At 55.9% G+C, this 24,648-nt stretch carries 23 protein-coding genes; 9 read left to right on the forward strand and 14 right to left on the reverse strand.

The window, feature by feature from the left end:
* The first annotated feature begins 50 nt into the window (after positions 1-50).
* On the forward strand, positions 51-1,052 hold the full coding sequence (galR, locus tag Q7C21_RS06365) for an HTH-type transcriptional regulator GalR (RefSeq protein WP_003851033.1): 1,002 nt from the start codon (positions 51-53) through the stop codon (positions 1,050-1,052).
* A 35-nt stretch (positions 1,053-1,087) separates the two neighbouring features.
* On the opposite strand, the gene Q7C21_RS06370 is transcribed toward galR, so the two are convergent.
* The gene (locus Q7C21_RS06370; RefSeq protein ID WP_375150528.1) at positions 1,088-3,460 is read right to left on the reverse strand and encodes a beta-N-acetylhexosaminidase; all 2,373 of its coding nucleotides are present in this window, start codon (positions 3,458-3,460) and stop codon (positions 1,088-1,090) included.
* Between the two features lie 248 nt (positions 3,461-3,708).
* Between Q7C21_RS06370 and nrdD the strand changes: the two genes are divergently transcribed.
* Both nrdD and nrdG read left to right on the forward strand, forming a co-directional pair.
* The gene (gene nrdD, locus Q7C21_RS06375; protein WP_375150529.1) at positions 3,709-5,847 is read left to right on the forward strand and encodes an anaerobic ribonucleoside-triphosphate reductase; all 2,139 of its coding nucleotides are present in this window, start codon (positions 3,709-3,711) and stop codon (positions 5,845-5,847) included.
* The gene (gene nrdG, locus Q7C21_RS06380) at positions 5,847-6,311 is read left to right on the forward strand and encodes an anaerobic ribonucleoside-triphosphate reductase-activating protein (protein ID WP_238343242.1); all 465 of its coding nucleotides are present in this window, start codon (positions 5,847-5,849) and stop codon (positions 6,309-6,311) included. Before nrdD ends, nrdG begins: the two co-directional genes overlap by 1 nt.
* On the opposite strand, the gene Q7C21_RS06385 is transcribed toward nrdG, so the two are convergent.
* Positions 6,303-6,938, reverse strand: a complete 636-nt coding sequence (locus tag Q7C21_RS06385) for an NAD-dependent epimerase/dehydratase family protein (protein WP_078804843.1) — start codon at positions 6,936-6,938, stop codon at positions 6,303-6,305. The two genes, nrdG and Q7C21_RS06385, sit on opposite strands and share 9 nt — an antisense overlap.
* 145 nt (positions 6,939-7,083) lie before the next feature.
* Between Q7C21_RS06385 and Q7C21_RS06390 the strand changes: the two genes are divergently transcribed.
* A complete protein-coding gene (locus tag Q7C21_RS06390) occupies positions 7,084-7,605 on the forward strand; it encodes a type 1 glutamine amidotransferase domain-containing protein (RefSeq protein ID WP_003851045.1) in 522 nt (173 codons plus the stop codon).
* A 35-nt stretch (positions 7,606-7,640) separates the two neighbouring features.
* On the opposite strand, the gene Q7C21_RS06395 is transcribed toward Q7C21_RS06390, so the two are convergent.
* Positions 7,641-8,069 (reverse strand): YhbP family protein, encoded by a 429-nt coding sequence (locus Q7C21_RS06395; RefSeq protein ID WP_039658932.1) that lies wholly within the window; start codon positions 8,067-8,069, stop codon positions 7,641-7,643.
* A 75-nt stretch (positions 8,070-8,144) separates the two neighbouring features.
* On the opposite strand from Q7C21_RS06395, the gene Q7C21_RS06400 reads away from it, so the two are divergent.
* On the forward strand, positions 8,145-8,438 hold the full coding sequence (locus tag Q7C21_RS06400; protein WP_033743118.1) for a GIY-YIG nuclease family protein: 294 nt from the start codon (positions 8,145-8,147) through the stop codon (positions 8,436-8,438).
* Here Q7C21_RS06400 and Q7C21_RS06405 read toward each other — a convergent pair.
* Together Q7C21_RS06405 and Q7C21_RS06410 are read right to left on the reverse strand one after the other, a co-directional pair.
* Positions 8,422-8,928 (reverse strand): GNAT family N-acetyltransferase, encoded by a 507-nt coding sequence (locus Q7C21_RS06405; RefSeq protein ID WP_008925429.1) that lies wholly within the window; start codon positions 8,926-8,928, stop codon positions 8,422-8,424. The two genes, Q7C21_RS06400 and Q7C21_RS06405, sit on opposite strands and share 17 nt — an antisense overlap.
* A complete protein-coding gene (locus tag Q7C21_RS06410; protein ID WP_003851052.1) occupies positions 8,922-9,446 on the reverse strand; it encodes an SCP2 domain-containing protein in 525 nt (174 codons plus the stop codon). Before Q7C21_RS06410 ends, Q7C21_RS06405 begins: the two co-directional genes overlap by 7 nt.
* 204 nt (positions 9,447-9,650) lie before the next feature.
* Between Q7C21_RS06410 and Q7C21_RS06415 the strand changes: the two genes are divergently transcribed.
* The 3 genes from Q7C21_RS06415 (at position 9,651) to Q7C21_RS06425 (ending at position 12,665) form a co-directional block, all read left to right on the forward strand.
* Positions 9,651-10,646, forward strand: coding sequence for a peptidase U32 family protein (locus Q7C21_RS06415; protein ID WP_008925428.1), 996 nt, complete (start codon positions 9,651-9,653; stop codon positions 10,644-10,646).
* Positions 10,647-10,655: 9 nt separating this feature from the next.
* A complete protein-coding gene (locus tag Q7C21_RS06420; protein WP_008925427.1) occupies positions 10,656-11,534 on the forward strand; it encodes a U32 family peptidase in 879 nt (292 codons plus the stop codon).
* Positions 11,535-11,654: 120 nt separating this feature from the next.
* Positions 11,655-12,665, forward strand: a complete 1,011-nt coding sequence (locus Q7C21_RS06425) for a luciferase-like monooxygenase (protein WP_003851053.1) — start codon at positions 11,655-11,657, stop codon at positions 12,663-12,665.
* On the opposite strand, the gene Q7C21_RS06430 is transcribed toward Q7C21_RS06425, so the two are convergent.
* Positions 12,666-13,586 (reverse strand): AraC family transcriptional regulator, encoded by a 921-nt coding sequence (locus Q7C21_RS06430; protein ID WP_003851054.1) that lies wholly within the window; start codon positions 13,584-13,586, stop codon positions 12,666-12,668.
* A gap of 176 nt (positions 13,587-13,762) precedes the next feature.
* Between Q7C21_RS06430 and Q7C21_RS06435 the strand changes: the two genes are divergently transcribed.
* Positions 13,763-14,509: an SDR family NAD(P)-dependent oxidoreductase gene (locus Q7C21_RS06435; protein WP_003851056.1), complete on the forward strand. Its 747-nt coding sequence runs from the start codon at positions 13,763-13,765 to the stop codon at positions 14,507-14,509.
* A gap of 55 nt (positions 14,510-14,564) precedes the next feature.
* Here Q7C21_RS06435 and Q7C21_RS06440 read toward each other — a convergent pair whose 3' ends face one another.
* The 8 genes from Q7C21_RS06440 to infB form a co-directional block, all read right to left on the reverse strand.
* Positions 14,565-16,493 carry a DEAD/DEAH family ATP-dependent RNA helicase gene (locus tag Q7C21_RS06440; protein WP_078804846.1) on the reverse strand — a complete coding sequence of 643 codons (1,929 nt, stop codon included), beginning with the start codon at positions 16,491-16,493 and terminating at the stop codon, positions 14,565-14,567.
* 16 nt (positions 16,494-16,509) lie between these two features.
* On the reverse strand, positions 16,510-16,566 hold the full coding sequence (gene yrbN, locus Q7C21_RS06445; protein ID WP_098053093.1) for a protein YrbN: 57 nt from the start codon (positions 16,564-16,566) through the stop codon (positions 16,510-16,512).
* 105 nt (positions 16,567-16,671) lie between these two features.
* On the reverse strand, positions 16,672-17,556 hold the full coding sequence (nlpI, locus tag Q7C21_RS06450; RefSeq protein WP_003851059.1) for a lipoprotein NlpI: 885 nt from the start codon (positions 17,554-17,556) through the stop codon (positions 16,672-16,674).
* 129 nt (positions 17,557-17,685) lie between these two features.
* Positions 17,686-19,821, reverse strand: coding sequence for a polyribonucleotide nucleotidyltransferase (gene pnp / locus Q7C21_RS06455; RefSeq protein ID WP_003851060.1), 2,136 nt, complete (start codon positions 19,819-19,821; stop codon positions 17,686-17,688).
* A gap of 310 nt (positions 19,822-20,131) precedes the next feature.
* Positions 20,132-20,401: a 30S ribosomal protein S15 gene (rpsO, locus tag Q7C21_RS06460; RefSeq protein WP_003851063.1), complete on the reverse strand. Its 270-nt coding sequence runs from the start codon at positions 20,399-20,401 to the stop codon at positions 20,132-20,134.
* Positions 20,402-20,532: 131 nt separating this feature from the next.
* Positions 20,533-21,477, reverse strand: a complete 945-nt coding sequence (gene truB / locus Q7C21_RS06465) for a tRNA pseudouridine(55) synthase TruB (protein WP_003851064.1) — start codon at positions 21,475-21,477, stop codon at positions 20,533-20,535.
* Positions 21,477-21,884, reverse strand: coding sequence for a 30S ribosome-binding factor RbfA (rbfA, locus tag Q7C21_RS06470; protein ID WP_033731320.1), 408 nt, complete (start codon positions 21,882-21,884; stop codon positions 21,477-21,479). The genes truB and rbfA overlap by 1 nt, the downstream gene beginning before the upstream one ends.
* A gap of 65 nt (positions 21,885-21,949) precedes the next feature.
* A complete protein-coding gene (gene infB / locus Q7C21_RS06475) occupies positions 21,950-24,643 on the reverse strand; it encodes a translation initiation factor IF-2 (RefSeq protein ID WP_003851068.1) in 2,694 nt (897 codons plus the stop codon).
* Between the last annotated feature and the right edge of the window lie 5 nt (positions 24,644-24,648).

A 24,648-nucleotide genomic window follows, 5' to 3' on the forward strand; every position in this document is an offset into this window, starting at 1 on the left:
CCGTAACACTGATGTGATGTGTAAACGTTTTCCCCAAAGCAGGTCAACGCATGGCTACCATAAAGGATGTTGCGCGACTGGCGGGCGTTTCTGTCGCCACAGTCTCACGTGTAATCAATAATTCTCCCAAAGCCAGCGACAGCTCCCGACAGGCCGTAGGCCAGGCGATGGAGCAGCTTCAGTATCACCCGAATGCCAACGCACGCGCGCTGGCGCAACAATCGACCGAAACGCTCGGCCTGATTGTCGGTGACGTCTCCGATCCCTTTTTTGGCGCGATGGTTAAAGCCGTGGATGAGGTGGCAGGCGATACCGGTAACTTTTTGCTGATTGGTAACGGTTACCATAATGAGCAAAAAGAGCGGCAGGCGATTGAACAGCTGATGCGTCATCGCTGCGCGGCGCTGGTGGTTCACGCCAAGAAAATTCCCGACGCAGAGCTGGAAGTGCTGATGAAGCAGGTGCCCGGTATGGTGCTGCTGAACCGGCTGATAAAAGGCTTTGAAAAGCGCTGTATTGCGCTTGACGATCGCTACGGTGCCTGGCTTGCCACCCGTCATCTGATCCAGCTCGGCCATCAGAATATCGCCTTTATCTGTTCGACCCACACCATCTCTGATGCCGAAGATCGCCTGCAGGGTTACTACGATGCGCTGAAAGAGCACGGCCTGCCGTGCAGCGACCGGCTGGTCACCTGGGGCGAACCGGATGAAGTCGGCGGTGAGCAGGCGATGACGGAACTGCTGGGGCGCGGCAGGAACTTTACCGCTGTCGCCTGTTACAACGACTCCATGGCGGCAGGTGCACTGGCAGTGCTGAGCGATAACGGTGTTCGCGTGCCGGAAGAGATGTCACTGATCGGCTTTGATGATGTGCTGGTGTCGCGCTATGTGCGACCGCGCCTCACCACCGTCCGCTATCCGATTGTCACCATGGCGCAGCAGGCAGCCCAGCTTGCGCTGGCACTGGCTAACGATCTGCCGCTGCCAGAAGTCACCCACATGTTCAGCCCGACGCTGGTGCGTCGCCATTCAGTCAGCGGCCCGGCCTGATGCCACGGTGGCCGGTTCCGCACCGGCCACCGCATTTACTGAAAGGCGCGCAACAGCGTCTCCAGCGGCCTGACCAGCGCAATCACCGTTTCATCCTGCACCTGCGCAGCGGCATCGAGTGTCGCATGCATCTCCGCCACTTCGCTGGCACCAAACGCCTGATTGCGGACGTAAGCATTCACCAGCGCGAGGCCCATGGTGCTCAGCACCTCAATCTGCTGCACGCTGTGTGCCAGCGGCTTCAGCGTCGCGCTACCGTTGATGATCGGCATTACCGCAGTCGTGTTGGCCTGCCAGCGCTGCAGCGGCGCACGAACTGCGGAGGCAGCGGCCGGGTTATTACGGTTGGCGATTAACACGGCGACATGCTGCGCCAGCTGGCGCACCGCCTCACTCTCGGCAGGCAGCACATCCGCCAGCCGGTTTAACGGCTCGTGATAGTCGTAATGGCCCGCCTGAAACTTCAGATGCTGGCGGGTGTAGTACTGCGCCGGTTCCAGCACCTCAGCCAGTATTTGCAGTGGGGCAATATCGTGCCCGTTGGACAGCCGCATCATTTGCTGCTCCGTCTGGGCTTGCTGCAGCGTTCCCACCGATACAGTGCTCCAGCGATCCATCGCTGACAGCCGCGAATACATTGAATCCATGTTCGTGACATCCTCTGCCGACCATAACCGCTCAGCCACCACAAAGGCGCGCGGCCACAATTTGGTATCAATAATCTGGCTGTTGATGTTTTCCGCCCACAGCGCTGCCTCACCACCCAGCAGATTGTGCTGCACCTGTTCTGGCGTGGGCAGCACGGGCGCGATGCCCGCCGGCGGCTGCATCAGGCGCTGACCGCTGGTGGGATAACGGACGTTGCCTACCAGCACATAGCCTTTGAGGGACGGCTGCTGCAGCGTGAACACCGGCTGGAACGGTCCCATCCAGCTATCCACGCTGAACTGCACCTGCTGCGTCGAGAGCCAGTTGATCTCACGGATCATCCGCCGGGACTTGCCGTCGAAGTCGATAAAACCGCGCCAGCCCGACTCGCCCTGAATGAGCGTAAAGCTGCCCTTCACCGGGCTGCCTTTGAGGCGCGGCATCGTGAATGACCAGCTCTGCGCCTGATCGCCGGGCCGCAGACGATCCAGGCCGTTGAGCCCGCGCGGCGTGACCTCATTGCGGTAGTGGTAGCTGGCAGGCTGGGGCTGATCGAGGTAGAACCCGGTGGAGAGAATGCCGCGCGTGTTCTCTTTTGCCAGCGCACTCAGCGTATCCTGGCCCTGCCACGACTGGATCAGAATGCTGCGCGGCAGATCGGGATGGGCGATCTCATCCCAGCCCACCATCTGACGGTGATGGGCTTCCAGGATCTTTTCCACCCGCTGATTGAAGTACGCCTGAAGCGCATGCGCATCTTTCAGATTGTGATCGCGCATGAACTGCTGAATCGCGGGTGAGTCGTTCCACTGGGTGGGATCGACTTCATCGCCGCCGATGTGTAGCCAGGGGTCGGGGAAGATCGCCGCCATCTCACCCACCAGCGAGTCGATCACCTCATAAACCTGTTCGTTACTGGGATCGAGCAGCGGTTTAAAGACGCCCCAGCCGCGCTCCATCTGATAATTTCCCGGTCTGCTTATCAGCTCCGGCATCGCCACCGCCAGCGCAGAGGCGTGTCCCGGCATATCCAGCTCAGGCACCACACGCACCCCACGCTCGGTGGCATATTTCACAATCTCCCGCATCTGCTGCTGACTGTAGTAGTTGCCATCGCTGGCTTTCTGCTGCAGCTGGGGATAGTGGCTGGAGGCAAAGCGCCAGCCCTGATCGTCAGTGAGATGCCAGTGAAAGACGTTCATTCGCGCGGCGGCCAGGCCGTCGATCTGACGTTTAAGTGTCTCTACCGGCATAAAGTGGCGCGCTGTGTCGATCAGCACACCACGCCACGGAAAGCGGGGATGATCGTGGATGGTCACGTAAGGAATCGTCGTGCCCTGTGCACCGTTCTGGATAAGTTGCAGCAGGGTTTCCATACCGCGCATCGCGCCAAAACGGCTGGGTGAAGTTAACAGGACGCCGTCGCCATCGACCTGCAACTGATAGCTCTCATCGCTGTCGGGCAGTGGCAGCGGGTCCACCGCCTTTGCAATGACGATACGTATAGTCGGCGCGGCCACCGGCTGGGATGCAGGCAACAGCGGCCAGCCCGTCTGGTTACTGATTCGCGCCAGCCAGCGTGCTTCCGCACCTGCCAGATGATCACCTGAGATTTGCAGCGTCAGTTGCGGCGTCAGGGTAAGTGCACCGCCACTGGCGGGCTGCTCCACCTGCTGCGGCCAGGGCATCAGTGGCAGCGGACTGGCCAGGACGAGTGGACAAAAGGCTGAAAGCAGGAGCAGAGAACGGGGTAACCACATTGGCGGGCATCCTTGTGACGTCAACGTTTTAACAGGGCATAACGTTGATTAAAGTTGCTGCACGCCAATACGCCAGTTAATCACCCGGAAACCTGATCTCAAAACCTGATTCTTACCTCAGTCGGCATTCCCTGCCGTGTTGAATCTTCCTTGTTTCAGGTCAAAACAGAACGCAATAATTCGCAGCAATCACTACATGTAGGGGATAGAATCCATCAAGCACCTATATGTAGTTTACGGAGAGAGAAATGGCGACGGTGGTCATCAAGCGTGATGGATGTCGGACGGGTTTTGATGCGCAGCGTATTGAGCAGGCCGTCGCGGCGGCGGCACAGGCAGCAGAGGTCGATGACCTGGCCTGGTGCACGCAGGTCGCTGAGCAGGTTGCACTGCGGCTGGCCGATCGTCCGGAAGTGGATATCCGGGAGATTCAGTGTGCAGTGGAAGAGACGCTGATGGCGGGCCCATACCCGCAGCTGGCACGCGCTTACATTGAATACCGCCACGATCGCGATGTCGCTCGCGATCGCCAGAGCCAGTTACATCACGCCATTCGCGGCCTGGTCGATCAGACCAACGCGGCGCTGCTGAACGAAAATGCCAATAAAGACAGCAAAGTGATCCCGACGCAGCGCGATCTGCTGGCCGGGATCGTGGCAAAGCACTACGCGCAGCAGCAGATCCTGCCGCGCGATGTGGTGCTGGCGCACGAGCGCGGCGAGATCCACTATCACGATCTCGACTACTCGCCCTTCTTCCCGATGTTCAACTGCATGCTGATCGATCTGAAAGGTATGCTGACCAACGGCTTCAAAATGGGCAATGCTGAGATCGAGCCGCCTAAATCGATCGCCACCGCCACCGCCGTCACGGCGCAGATCATCGCCCAGGTCGCCAGCCACATTTACGGTGGCACCACCATAAACCGCATTGATGAAGTGCTCGCTCCGTTTGTTGAGCAGAGCTATACCCGGCATCTGGCGATTGCTGAGCAGTGGCAGATTCCACAGGCAGAAGAGTATGCACGCCAGCGTACGGAGAAAGAGTGCTACGACGCTTTTCAGTCGCTGGAGTATGAGGTGAATACCCTGCACACCGCCAATGGCCAGACGCCGTTTGTCACCTTTGGTTTTGGTCTGGGGACTGACTGGGCAGCGCGGCTGATTCAGCAGTCAATTCTGCGCAACCGACTGGCGGGGTTGGGTAAAAATCGCAAAACAGCGGTGTTTCCAAAACTGGTGTTCAGCATTCGCGAGGGCGTTAACCGCCGGGCGGGCGACGTTAACTACGACATCAAGCAACTGGCGCTGGAGTGTGCCAGCAAGCGGATGTATCCCGACATCCTCAATTACGATCAGGTTGTGAAAGTGACCGGCTCATTTAAAACGCCAATGGGCTGCCGCAGCTTCCTGGGCGTTTATGAAGAGAATGGCGAGCAGATTCATGAAGGGCGCAATAATATCGGCGTGATCAGCCTGAATCTGCCGCGCATTGCGCTGGAAGCAGGCGGCGATGAGGCGCGTTTCTGGAGGCTGCTCGATGCGCGCCTGCTGCTGGCTAAGCGGGCGCTCATGACGCGGGTCGCGCGGCTGGAGAAGACCAAAGCACGCGTCGCGCCCATCCTCTACATGGAAGGTGCCTGTGGCGTCCGGCTGAATGCGGATGATGAAGTTGGTCCTGTTTTCCGCAATGGCCGTGCGTCGCTGTCGCTGGGCTATATCGGCCTGCACGAAACGCTGAACGCACTCAGCGGCGGTCATAAACACCCTTACGATGACGCGGCGCTGCGTGCTAAAGGTGTGGATATTATTGCCTGTATGCGTGATGCCACCGAGCGCTGGAAAGAGGAAACCAGCTACGGTTTCAGCCTTTACAGCACGCCGAGCGAGAATCTGTGTGACCGCTTCTGTCGTCTTGATGCCGCGCAGTTTGGCCTGGTGCCGGGCGTCACCGACAAGGGCTACTACACCAACAGCTTCCATCTCGACGTTGAGAAGAAAGTGAATCCTTACGACAAAATTGACTTTGAAGCACTCTATCCGCCGCTGTCGAATGGCGGATTCATCTGTTATGGCGAATACCCGAATGTGCAGCACAATCTCAAAGCGCTGGAGGATGTCTGGGATTACAGCTATGACCGCGTGCCCTATTACGGCACTAACACACCGATTGATGAATGCTACGAGTGCGGCTTCAACGGCGAGTTCACCTGTACCAGCCGCGGCTTTACCTGCCCGAACTGCGGCAACCACGATCCGGCGCGCGTCTCTGTCACCCGACGGGTCTGTGGCTATCTGGGCAGTCCGGATGCAAGGCCGTTTAACGCCGGTAAGCAGCAGGAAGTGCAGCGTCGGGTAAAACATCTTGAAGAGGGACCGCTGGGATGATGCATATCCATCGCTACTATGATGTCGATATTATTAATGGTCCCGGCACCCGCTGCACACTGTTTGTCGCCGGTTGCGAACATCAGTGTCGCGGCTGCTACAACCAGAGCACCTGGCGGCTCGACTCCGGCGTGCCCTTTACACTTGAGATGGAGGAGCAACTGCTGGCGGATTTGCAGGATACGCGCATTCCGCGCCAGGGATTGTCGCTGAGCGGCGGCGATCCGCTGCATCCGCAAAACGTGCCGCACATCCGCCGTCTGGTAAAACGGGTCCGGCAGACATGTCCCGATAAAGATATCTGGCTCTGGACCGGTTACCGGATGCAGGAGCTGAACAGCGCGCAGCGCGCTGTGCTGGACTATCTCGACGTGCTGATCGATGGTCGCTTTGTCGAAGAAGAGAAAGATGCCACGCTGCAATGGCGCGGCAGTCGTAATCAGATTATCTGGCCGTTACGCTGAGTGACGCGGGATATCGCCTGACTCAATGACAGTGACGCTCTCACCTTCCTGAGTGAAAGCCTGCTGGTGCAGACAGCGCGCGACGTCGCGCGCATGCACGGCGCGCCAGTTACCCGGCAGCAGCGCGAAAAGCGGCCCCGCCAGGCTTTCACCGCCGCGCTTCTGCTTGCGCTCTCCCAGCAGCAGTGAAGGCCGCACCAGCGTCAGGCGCGGCCAGCCCTGATGGCGCAGTGCATTCTCCATTTCACCTTTAACACGATTATATAAAAACGGTGAGTGACGACTGGCGCCGTGCGCGCTGACTACCAGCATCTGCTTCGCCCCTAAGCGTAATCCGCACAATGCACTGTCCACGACCAGAGTGTAATCGACGTGGATGAATGCCTGTTTGCTGCCCGCCTGCTTACGCGTGGTGCCAAGACAGCAGAAAACCGTATCCAGTGAACAGTCCAGCGGCCCCAGCACATCGGTGAGATCGGCTTCAACCGGGTTCACGACTTTCTGCATCACAGGCAGTGGCCGTCGGGTTGGCGCGATGATTTCATCGACGCGCGGATCCTGAATCAGTAAGCGCAGCAGATGCGACCCGACTAAGCCGGTTGCACCGGTCAGTAATACGCGATTCATCTCAGATTCGTCCTTATTTCACTGCGTATAGGTTAAAAGATAGCTGATCTTCACGGGCTGGCTTGCGTTCTGACTCTCAGCGACCAGACTTACAGCGTTATCCGGAAAGCGCGCCTCGCGCTCCACAAATTTCAGGAGGAAAAAGATGAGCAAGAAAGTTGCGGTTTTAATTACCGATGAATTTGAAGACTCAGAATTTACTTCACCTGCGGAAGTGTATAAACGCGCTGGTTTTGAGGTGGTTACCATTGAGAAACAAGCCGGTAATGTTGTTAAAGGCAAGCAAGGCGAAGCGGAAGTGACCATCGATCGCAGCATCGATGATGTCAGCCCGGCTGAATTTGACGCCCTGCTTCTGCCAGGCGGTCACTCGCCTGACGCCCTGCGCGGCGACGATCGTTTCGTGGCCTTTACCAAAGAGTTTGTTGCCAGCGGCAAGCCCATTTTTGCCATTTGCCACGGGCCACAGTTGCTGATCAGCGCGAATGGCGTTCGCGGTCGCAAGATGACCACGGTTAAAGCCGTTGCCATTGACCTGATCAATGCCGGTGCTGACTTCCATGATAAAGAAGTGGTGGTAGACGGCGATAAGCTGGTCACCAGCCGCACGCCGCACGATTTACCGGCCTTTAATCGTGAATCCCTGCGGATCCTCGAAGCGCTGTAAACCCGATACGCCCTTTTCAGCTGAAAGGGGCGTTTCTATTTTTCCCGCACCCAGGCAATTTTCTTGCCGAATCCCAGCGCATTATCCGTCATTTTCACCTCATCCAGCTCAATCTCCCACAGCGGTGCCGACACTTTGCGTGAGACCGGAAAACGTTTCTGGTAAGCGGCTCTGGCAATCTGCTCTGTGGCCTCCTCCAGCCTTTTAATCCGGCCACGATACTGCACCCCTTTTATCAGCAACACACTTCTGGGCTGACCATTAACGGTGCCCGCCACCTGCGGATTCTGCACCATCAACTCGCCATGGCGGGTATCGGGTTCGGTCATGATCCAGAAGACCATGCGCGTCTCATCAAAGACGTAATAGCAGTTAGCGCACCACAGCTGATCGTCGGCGGTACAGCAGAGTGAAAGCACATGCTGCTTTCTGAGGTAGCGAACCAGATGGGCGTGATCGGACAAGATAAACTCCTGGCGGTGCACCAGAGCGTGAAGCGCGCTACACTGCCCGGCACCTTTTTTTGGGAAATGATTGCGATGAGTCAGCAGTGGCAACTCTACATCGTCCGCACGGCGAAAGGGATTCTGTACACCGGCATCACCACGGATGTGGTGCGCCGGGTCGCTCAGCACCAGAGCGGGCGTGGCGCACGTGCGCTACGCGGCAAAGGTCCGCTGGACCTGGTGTTTCACTGTGCAGCGGGCGATCGTGCCAGCGCCTCCAGACTGGAGTATCAGGTTAAGCAACTGCCCCGCCAACAGAAATTACTGCTGGTGGCGGCTCAGCCGATCAGTCTGGAGAGCTGGCTGAGTATTACGGCTGGCGATTAAAGGGTTCGGCGTAGTCGATCTGCCCTTCCGCGCCGTCATAAGCATTCTCCGCCAGACGGTAGACCTGGAATGCGGCCTCTGTTCCCGGCCAGCGACTGCGCAGACCGTAACGTGCCGCCGGTTCAAAACCAAAACGGTTGAACAGCGCCGGATCGCCCAGCACGACGACCGCGCTGTAGCCAAATTCATTGAGCGTATCCAGCCCCTCATAAATCAGCTTGCTGGCCAGACCCTGGCCGCGTAGCGTCTCATCGACGGCCAGCGGTGCCAGAGCCACCCAGCCGCGATCTTCACCCTGAACGCTGACCGGACTGAATGCGGCATAACCCAGCACCTGTCCTTCCTCATCAGTGGCGACCACGCCGAGCGTCAGCAGACCATCTTCACGCAGCGCCTGAGTCAGTTCCGCTTCTGCCGGGGTGCTGAAGCAGCGTTTGAGCAATGCGTCGATGCCCGCGGCATCAACACCAATTTCGCTACGGATCAACATGCGGCACCCGCGCGCGCCCGTGCGGCCTTCGCGTCCTGTTTCATACCGGCATCGATAAATTTCGCCATCTGTTCAATTGCCGTGCGTAACGCGGTGGGCATAGCCTCAGGTTCAATAGCATCCATTACGTTCTTCACCTCAAGTCCCAGTTCAGTGTCACCTTCAATCACCAACCGGCGTTGAAAGAACAGCATATCGGGATCTGCTTTACGTGCTGCCACCAGCAACAGATCATTGGCATTGCCCCGAAACCAGACATCCGCTTCGGACTGTTGCAATACCGCCAGTCGGCCGTCCTGCAGCGTGGTGATCCAGTGCAGATTGAGATCGGCAATCTCGATACCCAGCAGGCGACCGTTCAGAAAGTCTAACTCACCTTCAGCCAAAGCATGGCGAAATTGCCAGTTTAAGAGTTGTTGCAGAATCAACTGTTTGACCGGAAATGGGGTGAGTGCTGCGGGTAACCCTAAGATTTTAGGGCCATTTTTTACAAAATGGGCATGTATCCGCTCTAACACTTTCGTCACTCCCTTTAGAAAATTTTACGTATATTGCCATATCCTTTTCTGCGCGCCTCCTCTGAGATCAATAAAAACGGCTGCGGTGGCAAGGAAAAAAGTGCCGCAAGGGCCGATGAACTGGAATTTCACTGCCCCAAATCAAAACACTGCCCGGATCAGATGCCTAGACTCGACGCCCATCGCATGTTGAGAGGAACATCTATGGAACTGCTCTGTCCGGCAGGAAATTTACCCGCCGTCCGCACCGCCACAGAGAATGGGGCTGATGCAGTCTATGTGGGACTGAAAGATGACACCAATGCCCGTCACTTTGCGGGCCTGAATTTCACCGATAAAAAGCTGGCTGAAGCGGCGCGCTATCTGCATCAGCATCGGCGCAAACTGCATGTGGCGATTAATACGTTTGCCCATCCGGATGGTATGGGGCGCTGGCAGCGGGCAATCGATGTGGCGGCGCAAAACGGCGCCGATGCGCTGATCCTGGCCGATATCGCCACGCTGGAATATGCCGCGAAGCACTATCCGCAGGTTGAACGTCATCTCTCTGTCCAGGCTTCCGCGACCAATCTGGAGGCAATTCGCTTTTACCATCGCCACTTCAATCTGCAACGTGTCGTGCTGCCGCGCGTGCTGTCGATTCATCAGGTTAAACAGCTGGCGCGCAGCACGCCGGTGCCGCTGGAGGTGTTCGCCTTTGGCAGCCTGTGCATTATGGCCGAAGGCCGCTGCTACCTCTCCTCCTGGCTGACTGGCGAATCACCTAACAGCGCGGGCGCCTGCTCCCCGGCGAAATTTGTGCGCTGGCAGCAGACGCCAAAGGGCATGGAGTCACGTCTCAATGAAGTGCTGATTGATCGCTACGCGCCGGACGAAAGTGCAGGTTACCCGACGCTATGTAAAGGGCGTTATGAGGTTAACAATCAGCGTTATCACGTGCTGGAAGAACCCACCAGCCTCAACACCCTGGAACTGCTGCCGGAACTGCTGCGGGCAGGCATCGCCTCAGTGAAAATCGAAGGCCGTCAGCGCAGCCCCGCCTATGTTGCTGACGTGGCACGCGTATGGCGTCAGGCCATCGATCGCTGCAAAGCGCAGCCGGAACAGTTTGACGTCGCGCCGCAGTGGATGCAGACGCTGGGCGACCTCTCCGAAGGCACGCAAACCACGCTGGGTGCTTATCACCGTGAATGGCAATAAGGAGTCATGATGCAATATGCCCTTGGGCCGGTGCTCTGGTACTGGCCAACCGATACGCTGGAAGATTTCTATCAACAGGCTGTCCGCAGTCGCGCAGATATTATCTATCTCGGCGAAGCGGTGTGCAGTAAACGCCGCGCCACGCCCTATGCGCGCTGGATGGATCTGGCCCGCGAAGTTGCGGCCAGCGGCAAACAGGTGGTACTGAGCACGCTGGCATTGCTGCAGTCACCCTCTGAGCTGAAAGAGCTGCAGCGTTACGTTGAGAACGGCGAGTTTCTGATTGAAGCCAATGATATCGGCGCGGTCAATATGGCCGCTGAACGTCACCTGCCTTTTGTCGCGGGCCCGACGCTGAATGTCTATAACGCTGACACGCTACAACTGCTGGTCAAAGAGGGCATGACGCGCTGGTGTATGCCGGTGGAGATGTCCCGTGACTGGCTGCTACAGCTGCTGGAGCAGTGCGAGAGACGAGGTATCCGGCAGCAATTTGAGGTGGAGGTGCTGGGCTACGGTCATCTGCCGCTGGCGCTCTCGGCGCGCTGCTTCACCGCCCGCTCGGAAAACCGCGCGAAAGATGACTGCGAAACCTGCTGCATCAACTATCCAGCAGGCCGTCGCGTTAACTCTCAGGAGGGACAGCAGGTGTTCGTCCTCAATGGCATTCAGACCATGAGCGGCTACTGCTATAACCTGGGTAACGATCTGGCCGGTATGCGCGATCGGGTTGATTGTGTCCGGCTCTCGCCGCAGGGTGTCACGACGCTGGCGGAGATCGACCGTTTCCGCGCCAATGAAAACGGCCAGGCACCGTTAATGGTCGCGAAAGGCAGCGATTGTAACGGTTACTGGCGCAAACTGGCGGGTATGACGCTGGTCTCCTGAGTAAAAGCACATACCGGCTATATTCCTGCACAGGTTAGCAGTTTTAATAGAAGGAATGATGCGTAATACTTAATGGTGCAGGCCTTCACTTAATGCCTGCGCCATTCAACGGGAGTAGTCATGTCTGATAAAAAACCTCTTCGCCTGTCCGTACTGGATCTTGCGCCGATTCCACAGGGCGCGACCGCACGGGATGCGTTTCATAATTCACTGGCGCTGGCGCGTCAGGCGGAAAAACTGGGTTTCGAACGCTACTGGCTGGCTGAACATCACAACATGACAGGGATTGCCAGCGCCGCGACGTCAGTGCTGATTGGCTATCTGGCGGCGAATACCGAGACCCTGAGGCTGGGATCCGGCGGGATCATGCTGCCTAACCATGCGCCGCTGGTCATCGGCGAGCAGTTTGGCACGCTGGCTTCCCTTTATCCTGGGCGTATTGATCTCGGCTTAGGTCGTGCGCCAGGTTCTGACCAGCGCACCATGATGGCGCTGCGCCGTCATCAGGCCAACATGCATATCGACACCTTTCCCGAAGATGTCGCTGAACTGATTAACTGGTTCGATGCTGACGCGGATGCGCAGCTGCCAGTGCAACCCGTACCCGGTCTGGGTCTGAAAATTCCGGTCTGGCTGCTCGGCTCCAGTCTTTACAGCGCACAGTTGTCAGCAAAAATGGGCCTGCCGTTTGCGTTTGCCTCCCACTTTGCGCCTGACCAGCTGTTCCAGGCCCTGCACGTCTATCGCGAGAACTTCAAGCCATCGGCGCGTCTCGACAAGCCTTACGCCATGGTCTGCATTAATGTGGTTGCCGCTGATAATGAGCGTGATGCGCGTTTCCTGTTTACCTCAATGCAGCAGCAGTTTATTAACCTGCGCCGCGGCAAACCGGGCCCGCTACCGGCACCGGTTGAAAACATGGATAACCTCTGGTCACCGTCAGAACAATATGGTGTTCAGCAGGCGCTCAGCATGTCACTGGTCGGCGATATTGATAAGGTGCGTCATGGGCTGGCCTCACTGATGCGTGAAACCCAGGCGGATGAGATTATGGTCAACGGCCAGATTTTTGACCGCGATGCGCGCCTCAAATCCTTTGCCATTGCGATGGAAGCGGCAAACAGCCTCTAATCAGTTTTGCGGTGGGCGGCGGGTCTCCGTGCTCACCGCCAGTTCACGGCTGTCCCTCGCCGGTGATTGCCCATACAGGCGGCGATACTCCCGGCTGAACTGTGACGCGCTCTGATACCCCACCCGATAACCTGCCGTACCGGCATCCAGCTTTTCTACCAACATTAAACGCCGTGCCTCATTCAGCCGAAGCTGTTTCTGGTATTGCATCGGCGTCATGGCAGTGACGGCTTTGAAGTGATGATGCAGTGAAGAGATACTCATGCCGACATTACTGGCAAGCTGATCGATTTTCAGCGGCTGATGAAAATTCTCCCGCAGCCAGCGTGCAGCCTGTGCCACCCGACTGCCCGGCCGCTCAGCCAGCGCCATGTTTAAAATCCGCGAGCCTTCTGGCCCGGTCAGCAACCGGTAGAAAATCTCCTGCTCAATGAGCGGAGCCAGAGCATCAATATCTTCGGGATGGTCAAGCAGGCGTACCAGTCGAATGACCGCATCCACCAGCAAAGGTGAGACTTTGTGTACGGTGACGCCGCGTTCATCAGGTGCGATCGCCAGCGGCAGCGCGGGAGGAAACTTTTCAAGATAGCGCCTCAGCCGGGATTCGTTGATGGCAATACCAATCCCCAGATTCGGCTTTTCCGGCGTGGCGACAGTCACGCAGGCGCGTACCGGCATATCGAGTGTCACCAGCAGCAGATCACCCGGCCCATAGTGCAGCACCTCATCACCCATATGCAGCGCTTTACTGCCCTGCGCCACCAGCGCAAAACTGGCCCATTGAGCAAAGTGCATGGGCTCAGTGGGCGCTGAAACCCGGCCAAAAAACAAGCAATCGATGGCACTGGAATGCCGGCCATCCTCCGGCGCATGACGGGCAATTAACTGTGCCAGCGCCTGCCACTTATCACTCTCTGTCACTCTGTTCTTCCCCCTCCTGCTCGCTGTGCTGATATTACCTGACCTCCGGCCAAATACCTGTTGCGATAAGGCACTTTTGCAGGATTGTGCAAAAAGCTTGCAGGATTGCGCTACCCGCTTCTCAGCACCAGCGCGCATAGTCTTTCGACGCAATCATTACGGCGGAGAATGACATAATGAAAGCACTGCAGAACAAAATCGCACTGGTGACCGGCGCCTCGAAAGGCATAGGTGCGGCGATTGCTATCGCCTTTGCCGCAGCGGGCGCACGCGTCGTGGTCAATTATCGTCAGGATGAAGTCGGGGCCGCTGACGTAGTCAGCGATATCGTCACCCTGGGCAGTGAAGCCGTGGCAGTTCAGGCAGATATCTCTCGCCTGCGGGATGTTGAACGGCTGTTCGCCACCACCGCAGACTGTTTCGGCGCACCTGACATTGTGGTGAACAATGCAGGCAGCTTTCATCACGGCGAGTTTGAGGCGCTGACACAGGAGGAGATGCAGCAGCAAATTAACGTTAACCTGCTCGGCACGCTGATGGTCTGTCAGCAGGCGATTCGCCACTTCCCCGCGCACGGCGGCAGCATTATTAACCTCAGCGCCCTTAACAGTAAAAACAGCACGCCGGGCTCCGTACTCTGGGCAGCCACCAAAGGTGCGGTGGATACCCTGACTCAGGGACTGGCGCGCGAGCTGGGTGCCAGGAACATACGGGTTAACGCCCTGGCGCCTGGCATGATCCTGACTGAGGGATTACTGGCAGCGAAGAGGATGAGTCCGCAGCTCAAAGCGCAGCTGCTGGCGGCTACGCCGTTGGGGCGTTTTGGTCTGCCAGAGGATGTCGCGCAGGTGGCGCTTTTTCTGGCCTCTGAGGAGTCCGCCTATGTCAGCGGAGAGCGCGTCATGATTAGCGGCGGTGCCTGACGGGCATAAAAAAAGGGAAGCCAGTGGCTTCCCTTTTTACTACGACGCTAAGTCGTTATGCATCACGACGACGTGGAGCGGCAGCTGCGCCTTCTTCACGACGTGGACCACGGCTACCTTCACGGTTAAATGAACGTCCACCGCCTTCACGACCACCTTCACGGCGTTCAGAAGAGAAGCGACGACCACCTTCACGGTTAGCTGCGCCCGGACCGCCAGCACCTGGACCACGACGCTCACCGCCAGCTGGACGACGATCACCACGGCCTTCGTTTGGCTGTGCATCACCCAGCAGCTGCATATTCATCGGTTTGTTCAGAATACGCGTACGGGTGAAGTGCTGCAGCACATCGCCTGGCATGCCTTTCGGCAGCTCGATGGTTGAGTGGGTGCCAAACAGCTTGATGTTACCGATGTAGCGGCTGCTGATGTCGCCTTCGTTAGCGATAGCGCCAACAATGTGACGAACTTCAACACCATCATCGCGGCCTACTTCAATGCGGTACAGCTGCATTTCACCAACGTCACGACGTTCGCGACGTGGACGGTCGCCATCACGGCTTTCGCGGTTTTCACGCGGAGCACGATCGCCACGCGCTTCACGGCTGTCACGGCGGCCATCACGCTCGTCACGATCGCGGTATTCGCGACGTGCAGGACGTGGTGCTTCTGGTGGCAGAATCAGAGGACGTTCGCCCTGTGCCATCTTCAGCAGTGCGGCTGCCAGGGTTTCCAGATCCATTTCATCTTCTGGCTGCATTTTAGCCAGCAGAGCACGGTACTGATCCAGATCGCTGCTTTCCAGCTGCTGCTGTACTTTCGCGGCAAATTTAGCCAGACGACGCTCACCCAGCAGTTCTGCGTTAGGCAGTTCAACCTCAGGAATGGTCAGCTTCATCGTACGTTCGATGTTACGCAGCAGACGACGCTCGCGGTTCTCAACGAACAGCAGCGCACGGCCAGCACGACCGGCACGACCGGTACGGCCGATACGGTGAACGTAAGACTCTGAATCCATCGGGATGTCGTAGTTCACAACCAGGCTGATGCGCTCAACGTCCAGGCCACGGGCCGCAACGTCGGTTGCAATCAGGATGTCGAGACGACCATCTTTCAGGCGTTCCAGCGTCTGCTCACGCAGTGCCTGGTTCATGTCACCGTTCAGCGCGGCGCTGTTATAGCCACTACGCTCCAGCGCTTCTGCCACTTCAAGCGTCGCGTTTTTAGTACGCACGAAGATAATAGCAGCATCAAAGTCTTCAGCTTCCAGGAAGCGAACCAGTGCATCGGTCTTACGACCATAAGCAGTCCAGTAGCTCTGGCTGATATCAGGACGCGTGGTCAGGCTTGACTGAATACGCACTTCCTGTGGATCTTTCATGAAGCGTTTAGTGATACGACGAATCGCTTCCGGCATAGTTGCAGAGAACAGCGCAGTCTGATGATCCGCTGGAATCTGTGCCATGATGGTTTCAACGTCTTCGATGAAGCCCATACGCAGCATTTCATCAGCTTCATCCAGCACCAGACCACGCAGGTTAGACAGGTCTAACGTACCGCGTTTCAGGTGGTCAAGCAGACGACCAGGCGTACCTACAACAACCTGTGGACCCTGACGCAGTGCGCGCAGCTGCACGTCATAACGCTGGCCGCCGTAAAGGGCGACGACGTTCAGGCCACGCATGTGTTTAGAGAATTCGGTAACTGCTTCAGCAACCTGTACCGCCAGTTCGCGGGTAGGTGCCAGCACCAGGATCTGTGGCGCTTTAACAGTAGGATCAATGTTGTGTAACAGCGGCAGAGAGAAAGCCGCAGTTTTACCACTCCCGGTCTGCGCCATGCCTAACACGTCACGGCCCGCCAGCAGGTGAGGAATACACTCAGCCTGGATTGGGGATGGCTTTACGTAGCCCATGCCATTCAGTGATTCAAGGATGTCGGCGTTCAGGCCAAGGTCAGCAAAAGTGGTTTGAATATCAGTCATGTAGTACACGTGCCTCTTAGATTGCGGCGGCCAGTCTACATAACTCGTCGTGAAAACTTTCAGTCATTTTCATCAAAAAGTGTGAACCGGCTCAAATTAAAAGTTTTGACGAACAGAAAAGCCTTCATCCTTTAAGATGATGACTTAACAGGTTTTACAGGCAAATTAAGTTCGTCAGCTATTGCTGGTCAGATTCTGATAAATCGTCTTGTGCCTGGCCGAGTTGCGCCAGTTCCAACAATGCGTATCGGTGTTCAACAAAGTTATTGACGTTGTTGGCCACCGCCAGTTTGAACAACGCTTTCGCGTCGTCCTTCTCCCCCAGACTTAGGTAGTACTTACCTAAATAGAAGTTGGTTTCACTGAGATGTTCAGCGAGCGAGGTGTTATCCGTTGCGTCCGCCTTGAGACTTTCCATCAACGTTTTCTCGTTGATATCTCCAAGGTAGAACTCGACAATATTCCATCCCCATTGATCTTTCGCCGCTTTGTCGTAACGCTGTTGAAGCGCCACTTTTGCCTTGTCAGCATCCATCTCACGTTCAACGAGATAGAGCCACAGACTGCGGAAAGGATCGTTAGGATCGTCTTGATAAAACGCCAGCAGATCATCTTGCGCTAACTTGTATCGACCGCCGTAATAGAGGGCGATACCACGGTTTAAATGCGCATAGTTGTAAGTTGGATCAAGCTCAAGTACAGAATCAAACGCGTCATAGGCGGCATCAAAGTTGCCCGCCTGCGTTAAATATATGCCTAAGTAGTTAAACACTTCGGGCATATCTGGTCTTATAGACAGCGCTTGCGAAAAATCGTTCCGCGCTAATGCCCGCAGACCTAAACTATCATACAACACTCCGCGCTCATATAACAGCTGTGCGCGTTCATCATCGGTGAGAGCGCGACTGGCAAGAATTTGTTCCATGCGCGCCAGTATCACTTCCTGCTGCAGTGTGGGCTGTAAAGGCACTGCAAGAACTTCGTTCTTACGCCAATTGGAGTTGCTGCATCCTGCCAGCGTCAAAGCTGTCGCAACAAAACACCAGCGCAGAAAAGGCTTCATTTCCCACTCCCGAATACAAACATTGGGATAACCATCCTGTCATCCGCCTGCTGTGCACAAGGATTCCCGCCCTCGCGATGATACAAACGCCCCTCTCTGCCAGGCAAAGAGGGGCAAACCAGCAACGTCTTATTCCGCGTCAGGTGTAATCACCGCTGCAGCTTCTTCAGTCTGCGGCTTAGATTCTGTCGCTTCTTTGATGCTCAGACGTACGCGGCCCTGGCGATCAACTTCCATCACCTTAACCGGCACTTCCTGACCCATCTGCAGATAATCAGTCACTTTCTCAACGCGCTTATCAGCGATTTGTGAAATGTGAACCAGACCTTCTTTACCACCACCGATAGCGACGAAGGCACCGAAGTCAACGATGCGGGTCACTTTACCACTGTAAACGCGGCCCACTTCGATTTCTGCAGTGATCTCTTCGATACGACGAATCGCTTCTTTCGCTTTCAGACCATCGGTCGCAGCAATTTTAACGGTGCCGTCATCTTCAATTTCAATCGTTGTGCCGGTCTCTTCGGTCAGTGCACGAATCACTGAGCCGCCTTTACCAATCACATCTTTGATCTTGTCAGAGCTGATTTTGATGGTGTAGATGCGTGGAGCAAATTCAGAAATCTCGGTACGCGGTGTGCTGATAGCCTGTTCCATAACGCCGAGGATGTGCAGACGCGCACCCTTAGCCTGGTTCAGCGCTTCCTGCATGATTTCACGCGTGATGCCTTCGATTTTGATGTCCATCTGCAGCGCGGTGATACCTTCACGGCTACCGGCTACTTTAAAGTCCATGTCGCCCAGGTGATCTTCATCGCCCAGGATGTCAGACAGAACCACAAACTTCTCATCTTCTTTCACCAGACCCATTGCGATACCCGCAACGGCGGCTTTGATTGGCACACCTGCATCCATCAGCGCCAGTGAAGCACCACAGACAGAGGCCATTGAAGAAGAACCGTTAGATTCGGTGATTTCAGACACTACACGCACGGTGTAAGGGAAATCTTCCGCTTTTGGCATAACGGCTAACACGCCACGTTTCGCCAGACGACCGTGACCAATTTCACGACGCTTAGGCGAACCTACCATGCCGGTTTCGCCGACAGAGTACGGAGGGAAGTTGTAATGGAACAGGAAGCTGTCGGTACGTTCGCCCATCAGCTCATCCAGGTTCTGCGCATCGCGGGTTGTACCCAGCGTGGCCGTAACCAGCGCCTGCGTCTCACCACGGGTGAACAGTGATGAACCATGGGTACGTGGCAATACGCCAGTACGCACGTCCAGACCGCGGATCATATCTTTTTCACGGCCATCGATACGTGGCTCGCCATTCAGGATACGGGTACGAACGACGGTTTTTTCGAGGCTATGCACGATATCGCCGATTTCTGAACCATCCAGCGTTTCATCTTCAGCCAGCAGAGCAGCAATGGTTTCGTCTTTAATGACGCCAACCTGCGTGTAACGCTCCTGCTTGTCAGTGATGCGGTAAGCATCGCTGATGCGCGCTTCTGCCAGGGCAGCAACACGAGAAATCAGTGCGGTGTTAGCCGCTTCTGGCTGCCAGTCCCAGCGTGGTTTGCCAGCTTCTGCAACCAGGGCATTGATGTTTTCGATAACAATCTGCTGCTGATCGTGGCCAAAGACCACAGCGCCCAGCATCTGCTCTTCTGACAGGATCTCAGCTTCAGATTCAACCATCAGAACGGCATTCTGCGTACCCGCAACAACCAGATCCAGACGAGACTGTTTCAGCTCATCTGCAGTTGGGTTCAGAACATATTGATCGTTAATATACCCTACGCGCGCTGCACCGATTGGGCCATTGAACGGCAGACCTGACAGTGCCAGAGCGGCAGAAGCACCCATCATCGCAACGATGTCCGGGTGAACCTGTGGGTTAACAGAAACCACGGTTGCAATAACCTGGACTTCATTAACAAAGCCTTCCGGGAACAGTGGACGAATCGGGCGGTCAATCAGACGCGAAATCAGCGTTTCGCCTTCGCTTGGACGGCCTTCACGACGGAAGAAGCTGCCTGGGATACGACCAGCAGCGTAAGTACGCTCCTGATAGTTTACGGTCAGTGGAAAGAAGTCCTGACCTGGTTTAGATTTTTTCTGACCTACAACAGTGACGAACACTGCAGTATCGTCCATGCTCACCATTACAGCGGCAGTCGCCTGGCGAGCCATCATGCCGGTTTCCAGCGTGACGGTATGTTGACCATATTGGAATTTGCGTACGATCGGATTCAGCAAAGTCAAAGTCCTTAACTTCGGGGCATGGCTATCTGTAGCCCGCCATTGATTACCAATCTTCAGCTGCATCCTCGCGACTAATGACAACCCTCGACCGCCTCTGCGGTAAAGCCTCTCATTAGCCGCGCGAAATTCTGCAAACTAAAGATCACACTAAGCAACAATACATCAGTTTGGACCGGATTGCTGCCGATTGCTCGAAAAAAGGGGCCATAAAGGCCCCCTCTTCACGAAACTCGCACAAATCTGATCGTAAGCTGCACACAGTGCAAAAAACCACATAATGCCCCGACGATCAGATTTTTCAGACTTAGCGACGCAGACCGAGACTTTCGATCAGGCTGCTGTAGCGTGCAACGTCTTTACGCTTCAGGTAGTCCAGCAGCTTACGACGCTGAGATACCATGCGCAGCAGACCGCGGCGGCTGTGGTGGTCTTTTTTGTGCTCAGAGAAGTGACCCTGCAGATGGGTAATCTGCGCGGTCAACAGGGCAACCTGAACTTCGGTTGAACCGCTGTCGTTAGCACCACGGCCATATTTAGCAACGATCTCTGCTTTAGCTTCTACGCTTAGAGACATAATAAACTCCGGTAATAAATGAATGTATGGGTGCCGATCTCTAATTCAGCATCCCGCTTTAAAGCCGCACTATTCTACTCTGCGCCTGATAGCAACGCAAATGCCCCATCAGCGAAAAGTGGCCGCACGACTTAATCCTGATACTCAACCACTAAACGACGCGGCGCAAGACGCCCATCAGCGGCAATTTCTGCCATGCCGATAAACTTACGCGCTTCGCCTTCTGATACCCTGACCAGTCCCTGTGCAGGCGCATTACTCGCCTGTACTGGCTGTCCCAGACGGAACAAATCTGCCACGGCAGTCGGGATATTCACTTCAGGGAAATCAGAGGCCGGGCTGTCCATTGGCAGCAGCAGCGGATCAAGCTGCGATTCCAGTGAGATGCCAGCGTCAGTGGCTTCCGCCAGCAGGGTATTGAGCTGCTCCAGCGTCACCATCCTTTCATAGGGATAACGGGCAACCTGCACACGACGCAGCATGGTGACATGCGCACCGCATCCCAGCTTTTCACCCAGATCATCAATGATGGTGCGGATATAGGTGCCTTTGGAGCAGTGAATTTCCAGCTCCAGCTCATTATCCTGCCAGCGAATAAACTGCAGCTCATAGACCGTAATCGGACGCGGTTCACGCTCGATCACAATGCCCTGACGCGCATACTCATACAGCGGACGTCCCTGATGCTTCAGTGCCGAAAACATTGAGGGCACCTGCAGCGTATCGCCGCGGAAGCTCTCCAGGGCGCTATCGAGTTCGGCCTGACTGAAGCTGACCGGACGCGTCTGCACGATGTTGCCATCGGCGTCTGACGTGTCAGTCCGCTCGCCCAGTCGGGCTATCACACGGTAGCGTTTGTCAGAATCCAGCAGATATTGGGAAAACTTGGTTGCTTCACCCAAACAAATTGGCAACATGCCAGTGGCCAGGGGATCAAGCGCGCCGGTGTGTCCTGCGCGATTGGCGTTGAAGATACGCTTTACTTTCTGCAGGACATCATTCGACGAGACGCCTTGTGGCTTATCCAGCAACAACACGCCATGGACGTCGCGACCGCGACGACGCGGACGACTCATTACGCCTCCTCGTCATCGCCAGTGGCGTCAGGACCACGACGTTCAGCATCATTCTTCACAACACTGGTGACGAGATTGGACATGCGCATCCCTTCAACTAACGAGTTATCGTAGAAGAAGGTCAGCTCAGGCACGATGCGCAGACGCATCGCTTTACCCAGCAGAATGCGAATATAACCTGACGCTTCTTTCAGCGCTTTCAGGCCATGTTTGATGGCATCTTCATCTTTGTCGTTAAGGAAAGTGACGAACACTTTTGCGTAGGCAAGATCGCGTGACACTTCAACGCCAGACACCGTGACCATCATGCCAAGACGCGGATCTTTAATCTCACGCTGCAGGATCATCGCAATCTCTTTTTGCAGCTCTTGTGAAACGCGCTGCGGGCGACCAAATTCTTTCGCCATCATTATTTCTCCCAAATAATTCGGGAGGCCAGAGGCCTCCCAAATTGCAACACATCAGCAGTCTATTACTCGATGGTGCGTTTAATTTCGATGATTTCAAACACTTCGATCATATCGCCAACGCGAACGTCGTTGTAGTTCTTCACGCCGATACCGCACTCCATGCCGTTACGCACTTCGTTGACGTCATCTTTAAAGCGACGCAGAGATTCCAGCTCGCCTTCGTAAATCACCACGTTGTCACGCAGGACACGGATTGGATTGTGACGTTTGATGTTACCTTCCGTCACCATACAACCGGCAATGGCGCCAAACTTCGGTGATTTGAATACGTCGCGGACCGCAGCCAGACCAATGATCTGCTGTTTGTACTCTGGTGCCAGCATACCGCTCATCGCCGCTTTAACTTCGTCAATCAGGTTATAGATGACAGAGTAGTAGCGCAGATCCAGGCTTTCTGCGTCAATGACGCGACGCGCAGAGGCATCGGCACGAACGTTGAAGCCAAGCAGAATGGCGTTAGAAGCAGCCGCCAGGGTCGCATCGGTTTCGGTAATCCCGCCGACGCCTGAACCCACAATCTTCACCTTCACTTCATCGGTGGAGAGTTTCTGCAGAGAATCAGAGATGGCTTCGACAGAACCCTGAACGTCAGCTTTCAGAACGATGTTCAGTTCAGATACTTCGCCTTCGGTCATGTTAGCAAACATGTTCTCGAGCTTAGATTTCTGCTGGCGAGCCAGTTTAACTTCGCGGAATTTGCCCTGACGATAGAGTGCAACTTCGCGTGCTTTCTTCTCGTCACGTACCACAGTCGCTTCATCACCCGCAGCCGGTACACCGGACAGGCCCAGAATCTCAACCGGGATAGACGGACCCGCTTCCATGACTTCGCGACCCAGCTCGTCACGCATTGCACGAACACGGCCATATTCGAAACCACAAAGAACGATGTCGCCTTTGTTCAGCGTACCTTCACGTACCAGCACGGTGGCAACCGGACCACGACCTTTGTCGAGGAACGATTCAATCACCACGCCGCTCGCCATACCTTCACGGATAGCGGTCAGTTCCAGAACTTCCGCCTGCAGCAGGATAGCGTTTAACAGATCATCAATGCCGGTACCCGCTTTCGCAGAGACATTCACGAACATGTTTTCGCCGCCCCACTCTTCCGGAATGATACCGTACTGGGTCAGTTCGTTTTTAACACGATCCGGATCCGCTTCTGGCTTATCGCACTTGTTCACGGCAACCACAACCGGCACTTTCGCGGCTTTGGCGTGCTGAATAGCTTCAACAGTCTGTGGCATTACGCCATCGTCTGCTGCAACCACCAGGATAACGATGTCGGTAGCCTGCGCACCACGTGCACGCATCGCGGTAAACGCGGCGTGGCCCGGGGTATCCAGGAAGGTGACCATACCGTTGTCAGTTTCAACGTGGTAAGCACCGATGTGCTGTGTAATGCCGCCCGCTTCGCCAGAGGCGATTTTAGTGGAGCGGATATAGTCCAGCAGAGACGTTTTACCGTGGTCGACGTGGCCCATGATGGTGACAACCGGCGCACGAGACTCCTGCGCAGCATCGGTATCACGATCGTCCATTACCGCTTCTTCCAGCTCGTTTTCACGACGCAGGGTTACTTTGTGGCCCATCTCTTCGGCAACGAGCTGTGCAGTTTCCTGATCGATCACCTGGTTGATAGTCGCCATTGCGCCCATCTTCATCATCGCTTTGATGACCAGAGAACCTTTCACTGCCATTTTGTTAGCCAGTTCGGCTACGGTAATGGTTTCGCCAATCACAACATCACGGTTAACAGCCTGCGCTGGCTTGTTGAAGCCCTGCTGCAGTGCGCTAGGTTTGCGATGCTTGCCGCCTTTACCACCACGAACCTGCGCACGCGCTTCTTCACGGTCGGTTTTGGCTTCAGAGTGTTTGTTGCCTTTTTTCGCCGGACGCGCAGCTTTAGCAGTCGTCCGCGCACGCGCACGACCTGCTTCAACCTGACGGTCGTTTTCATCTTCCGCCTGACGGGCATGGGTAGAAGTGGTGACGTGATAGTCGCCTTTATCCTCTTCTTCCGGTTTTTCCCATTCAGCTGATTTCTCTTCAGCCAGACGGCGGGCTTCTTCGGCTACGAGGCGGGCAGCCTCTTCCAGCTTACGGCGCGCTTCTTCTTCAGCTTTACGCTTCAGTTCAGCAGCTTCTGCTTCGCGACGGGCTTTGTCTGATTGCGCAGCCTTTGTCACTTCGTCGGTAGGTTGATTTGTCACTTTGTCATTTTCCGCTGCTGCACGTTTGGCCTTATCAGCGGCTTCGCGCCTTGCTTTGTCTTCGGCTTCACGTTGCGCTTTCTGTTCAGCTTCGCGACGGGCTTTTTCTTCAGCCTCGCGTTGCGCCTGCTCTTCCGCTTCACGCTGCGCCTCGGCTTCAGCTTCTGCCTGAGCTTGCTCAGACTCTGCATCACCTTTCACATAGGTACGCTTTTTGCGGACTTCAATTTGCACCGACTTACTTTTACCCCCGGTGCCTGGAATATTCAAGGTGCTGCGCGTTTTACGCTGCAACGTCAGCTTAGCTGAACCGACCTGACCGTGTTCACGGTTCAGATGAGATAGTAAGGTTTCTTTCTCTTGCTGGCTCACCGCGTCATTTTCAGACTTAGGGATACCCGCATCAGCAAATTGCTGTACCAGGCGATCGACCGGAGTCTGAATTTCTGCGGCCAGCGATTTTACGGTTACATCTGTCATGCTGT

The organism is Pantoea sp. ANP04 (assembly GCF_041982285.1).
GTDB classification, from domain to species: domain Bacteria; phylum Pseudomonadota; class Gammaproteobacteria; order Enterobacterales; family Enterobacteriaceae; genus Pantoea; species Pantoea eucalypti.

Coding starts and splice junctions, on each gene's coding strand:
- Q7C21_RS06440 (WP_078804846.1), bottom strand. CDS start 16,493: ATGACTGATATTCAAACCACTTTTGCTGACCTTGGCCTGAACGCCGAC.
- nlpI (WP_003851059.1), bottom strand. CDS start 17,556: ATGAAGCCTTTTCTGCGCTGGTGTTTTGTTGCGACAGCTTTGACGCTG.
- galR (WP_003851033.1), top strand. CDS start 51: ATGGCTACCATAAAGGATGTTGCGCGACTGGCGGGCGTTTCTGTCGCC.
- nrdD (WP_375150529.1), top strand. CDS start 3,709: ATGGCGACGGTGGTCATCAAGCGTGATGGATGTCGGACGGGTTTTGAT.
- rbfA (WP_033731320.1), bottom strand. CDS start 21,884: ATGGCGAAAGAATTTGGTCGCCCGCAGCGCGTTTCACAAGAGCTGCAA.
- Q7C21_RS06400 (WP_033743118.1), top strand. CDS start 8,145: ATGAGTCAGCAGTGGCAACTCTACATCGTCCGCACGGCGAAAGGGATT.
- Q7C21_RS06370 (WP_375150528.1), bottom strand. CDS start 3,460: ATGTGGTTACCCCGTTCTCTGCTCCTGCTTTCAGCCTTTTGTCCACTC.
- Q7C21_RS06420 (WP_008925427.1), top strand. CDS start 10,656: ATGCAATATGCCCTTGGGCCGGTGCTCTGGTACTGGCCAACCGATACG.
- infB (WP_003851068.1), bottom strand. CDS start 24,643: ATGACAGATGTAACCGTAAAATCGCTGGCCGCAGAAATTCAGACTCCG.
- nrdG (WP_238343242.1), top strand. CDS start 5,847: ATGCATATCCATCGCTACTATGATGTCGATATTATTAATGGTCCCGGC.
- Q7C21_RS06435 (WP_003851056.1), top strand. CDS start 13,763: ATGAAAGCACTGCAGAACAAAATCGCACTGGTGACCGGCGCCTCGAAA.
- Q7C21_RS06385 (WP_078804843.1), bottom strand. CDS start 6,938: ATGAATCGCGTATTACTGACCGGTGCAACCGGCTTAGTCGGGTCGCAT.
- Q7C21_RS06415 (WP_008925428.1), top strand. CDS start 9,651: ATGGAACTGCTCTGTCCGGCAGGAAATTTACCCGCCGTCCGCACCGCC.
- truB (WP_003851064.1), bottom strand. CDS start 21,477: ATGAGTCGTCCGCGTCGTCGCGGTCGCGACGTCCATGGCGTGTTGTTG.
- Q7C21_RS06390 (WP_003851045.1), top strand. CDS start 7,084: ATGAGCAAGAAAGTTGCGGTTTTAATTACCGATGAATTTGAAGACTCA.
- Q7C21_RS06405 (WP_008925429.1), bottom strand. CDS start 8,928: ATGTTGATCCGTAGCGAAATTGGTGTTGATGCCGCGGGCATCGACGCA.
- Q7C21_RS06425 (WP_003851053.1), top strand. CDS start 11,655: ATGTCTGATAAAAAACCTCTTCGCCTGTCCGTACTGGATCTTGCGCCG.
- rpsO (WP_003851063.1), bottom strand. CDS start 20,401: ATGTCTCTAAGCGTAGAAGCTAAAGCAGAGATCGTTGCTAAATATGGC.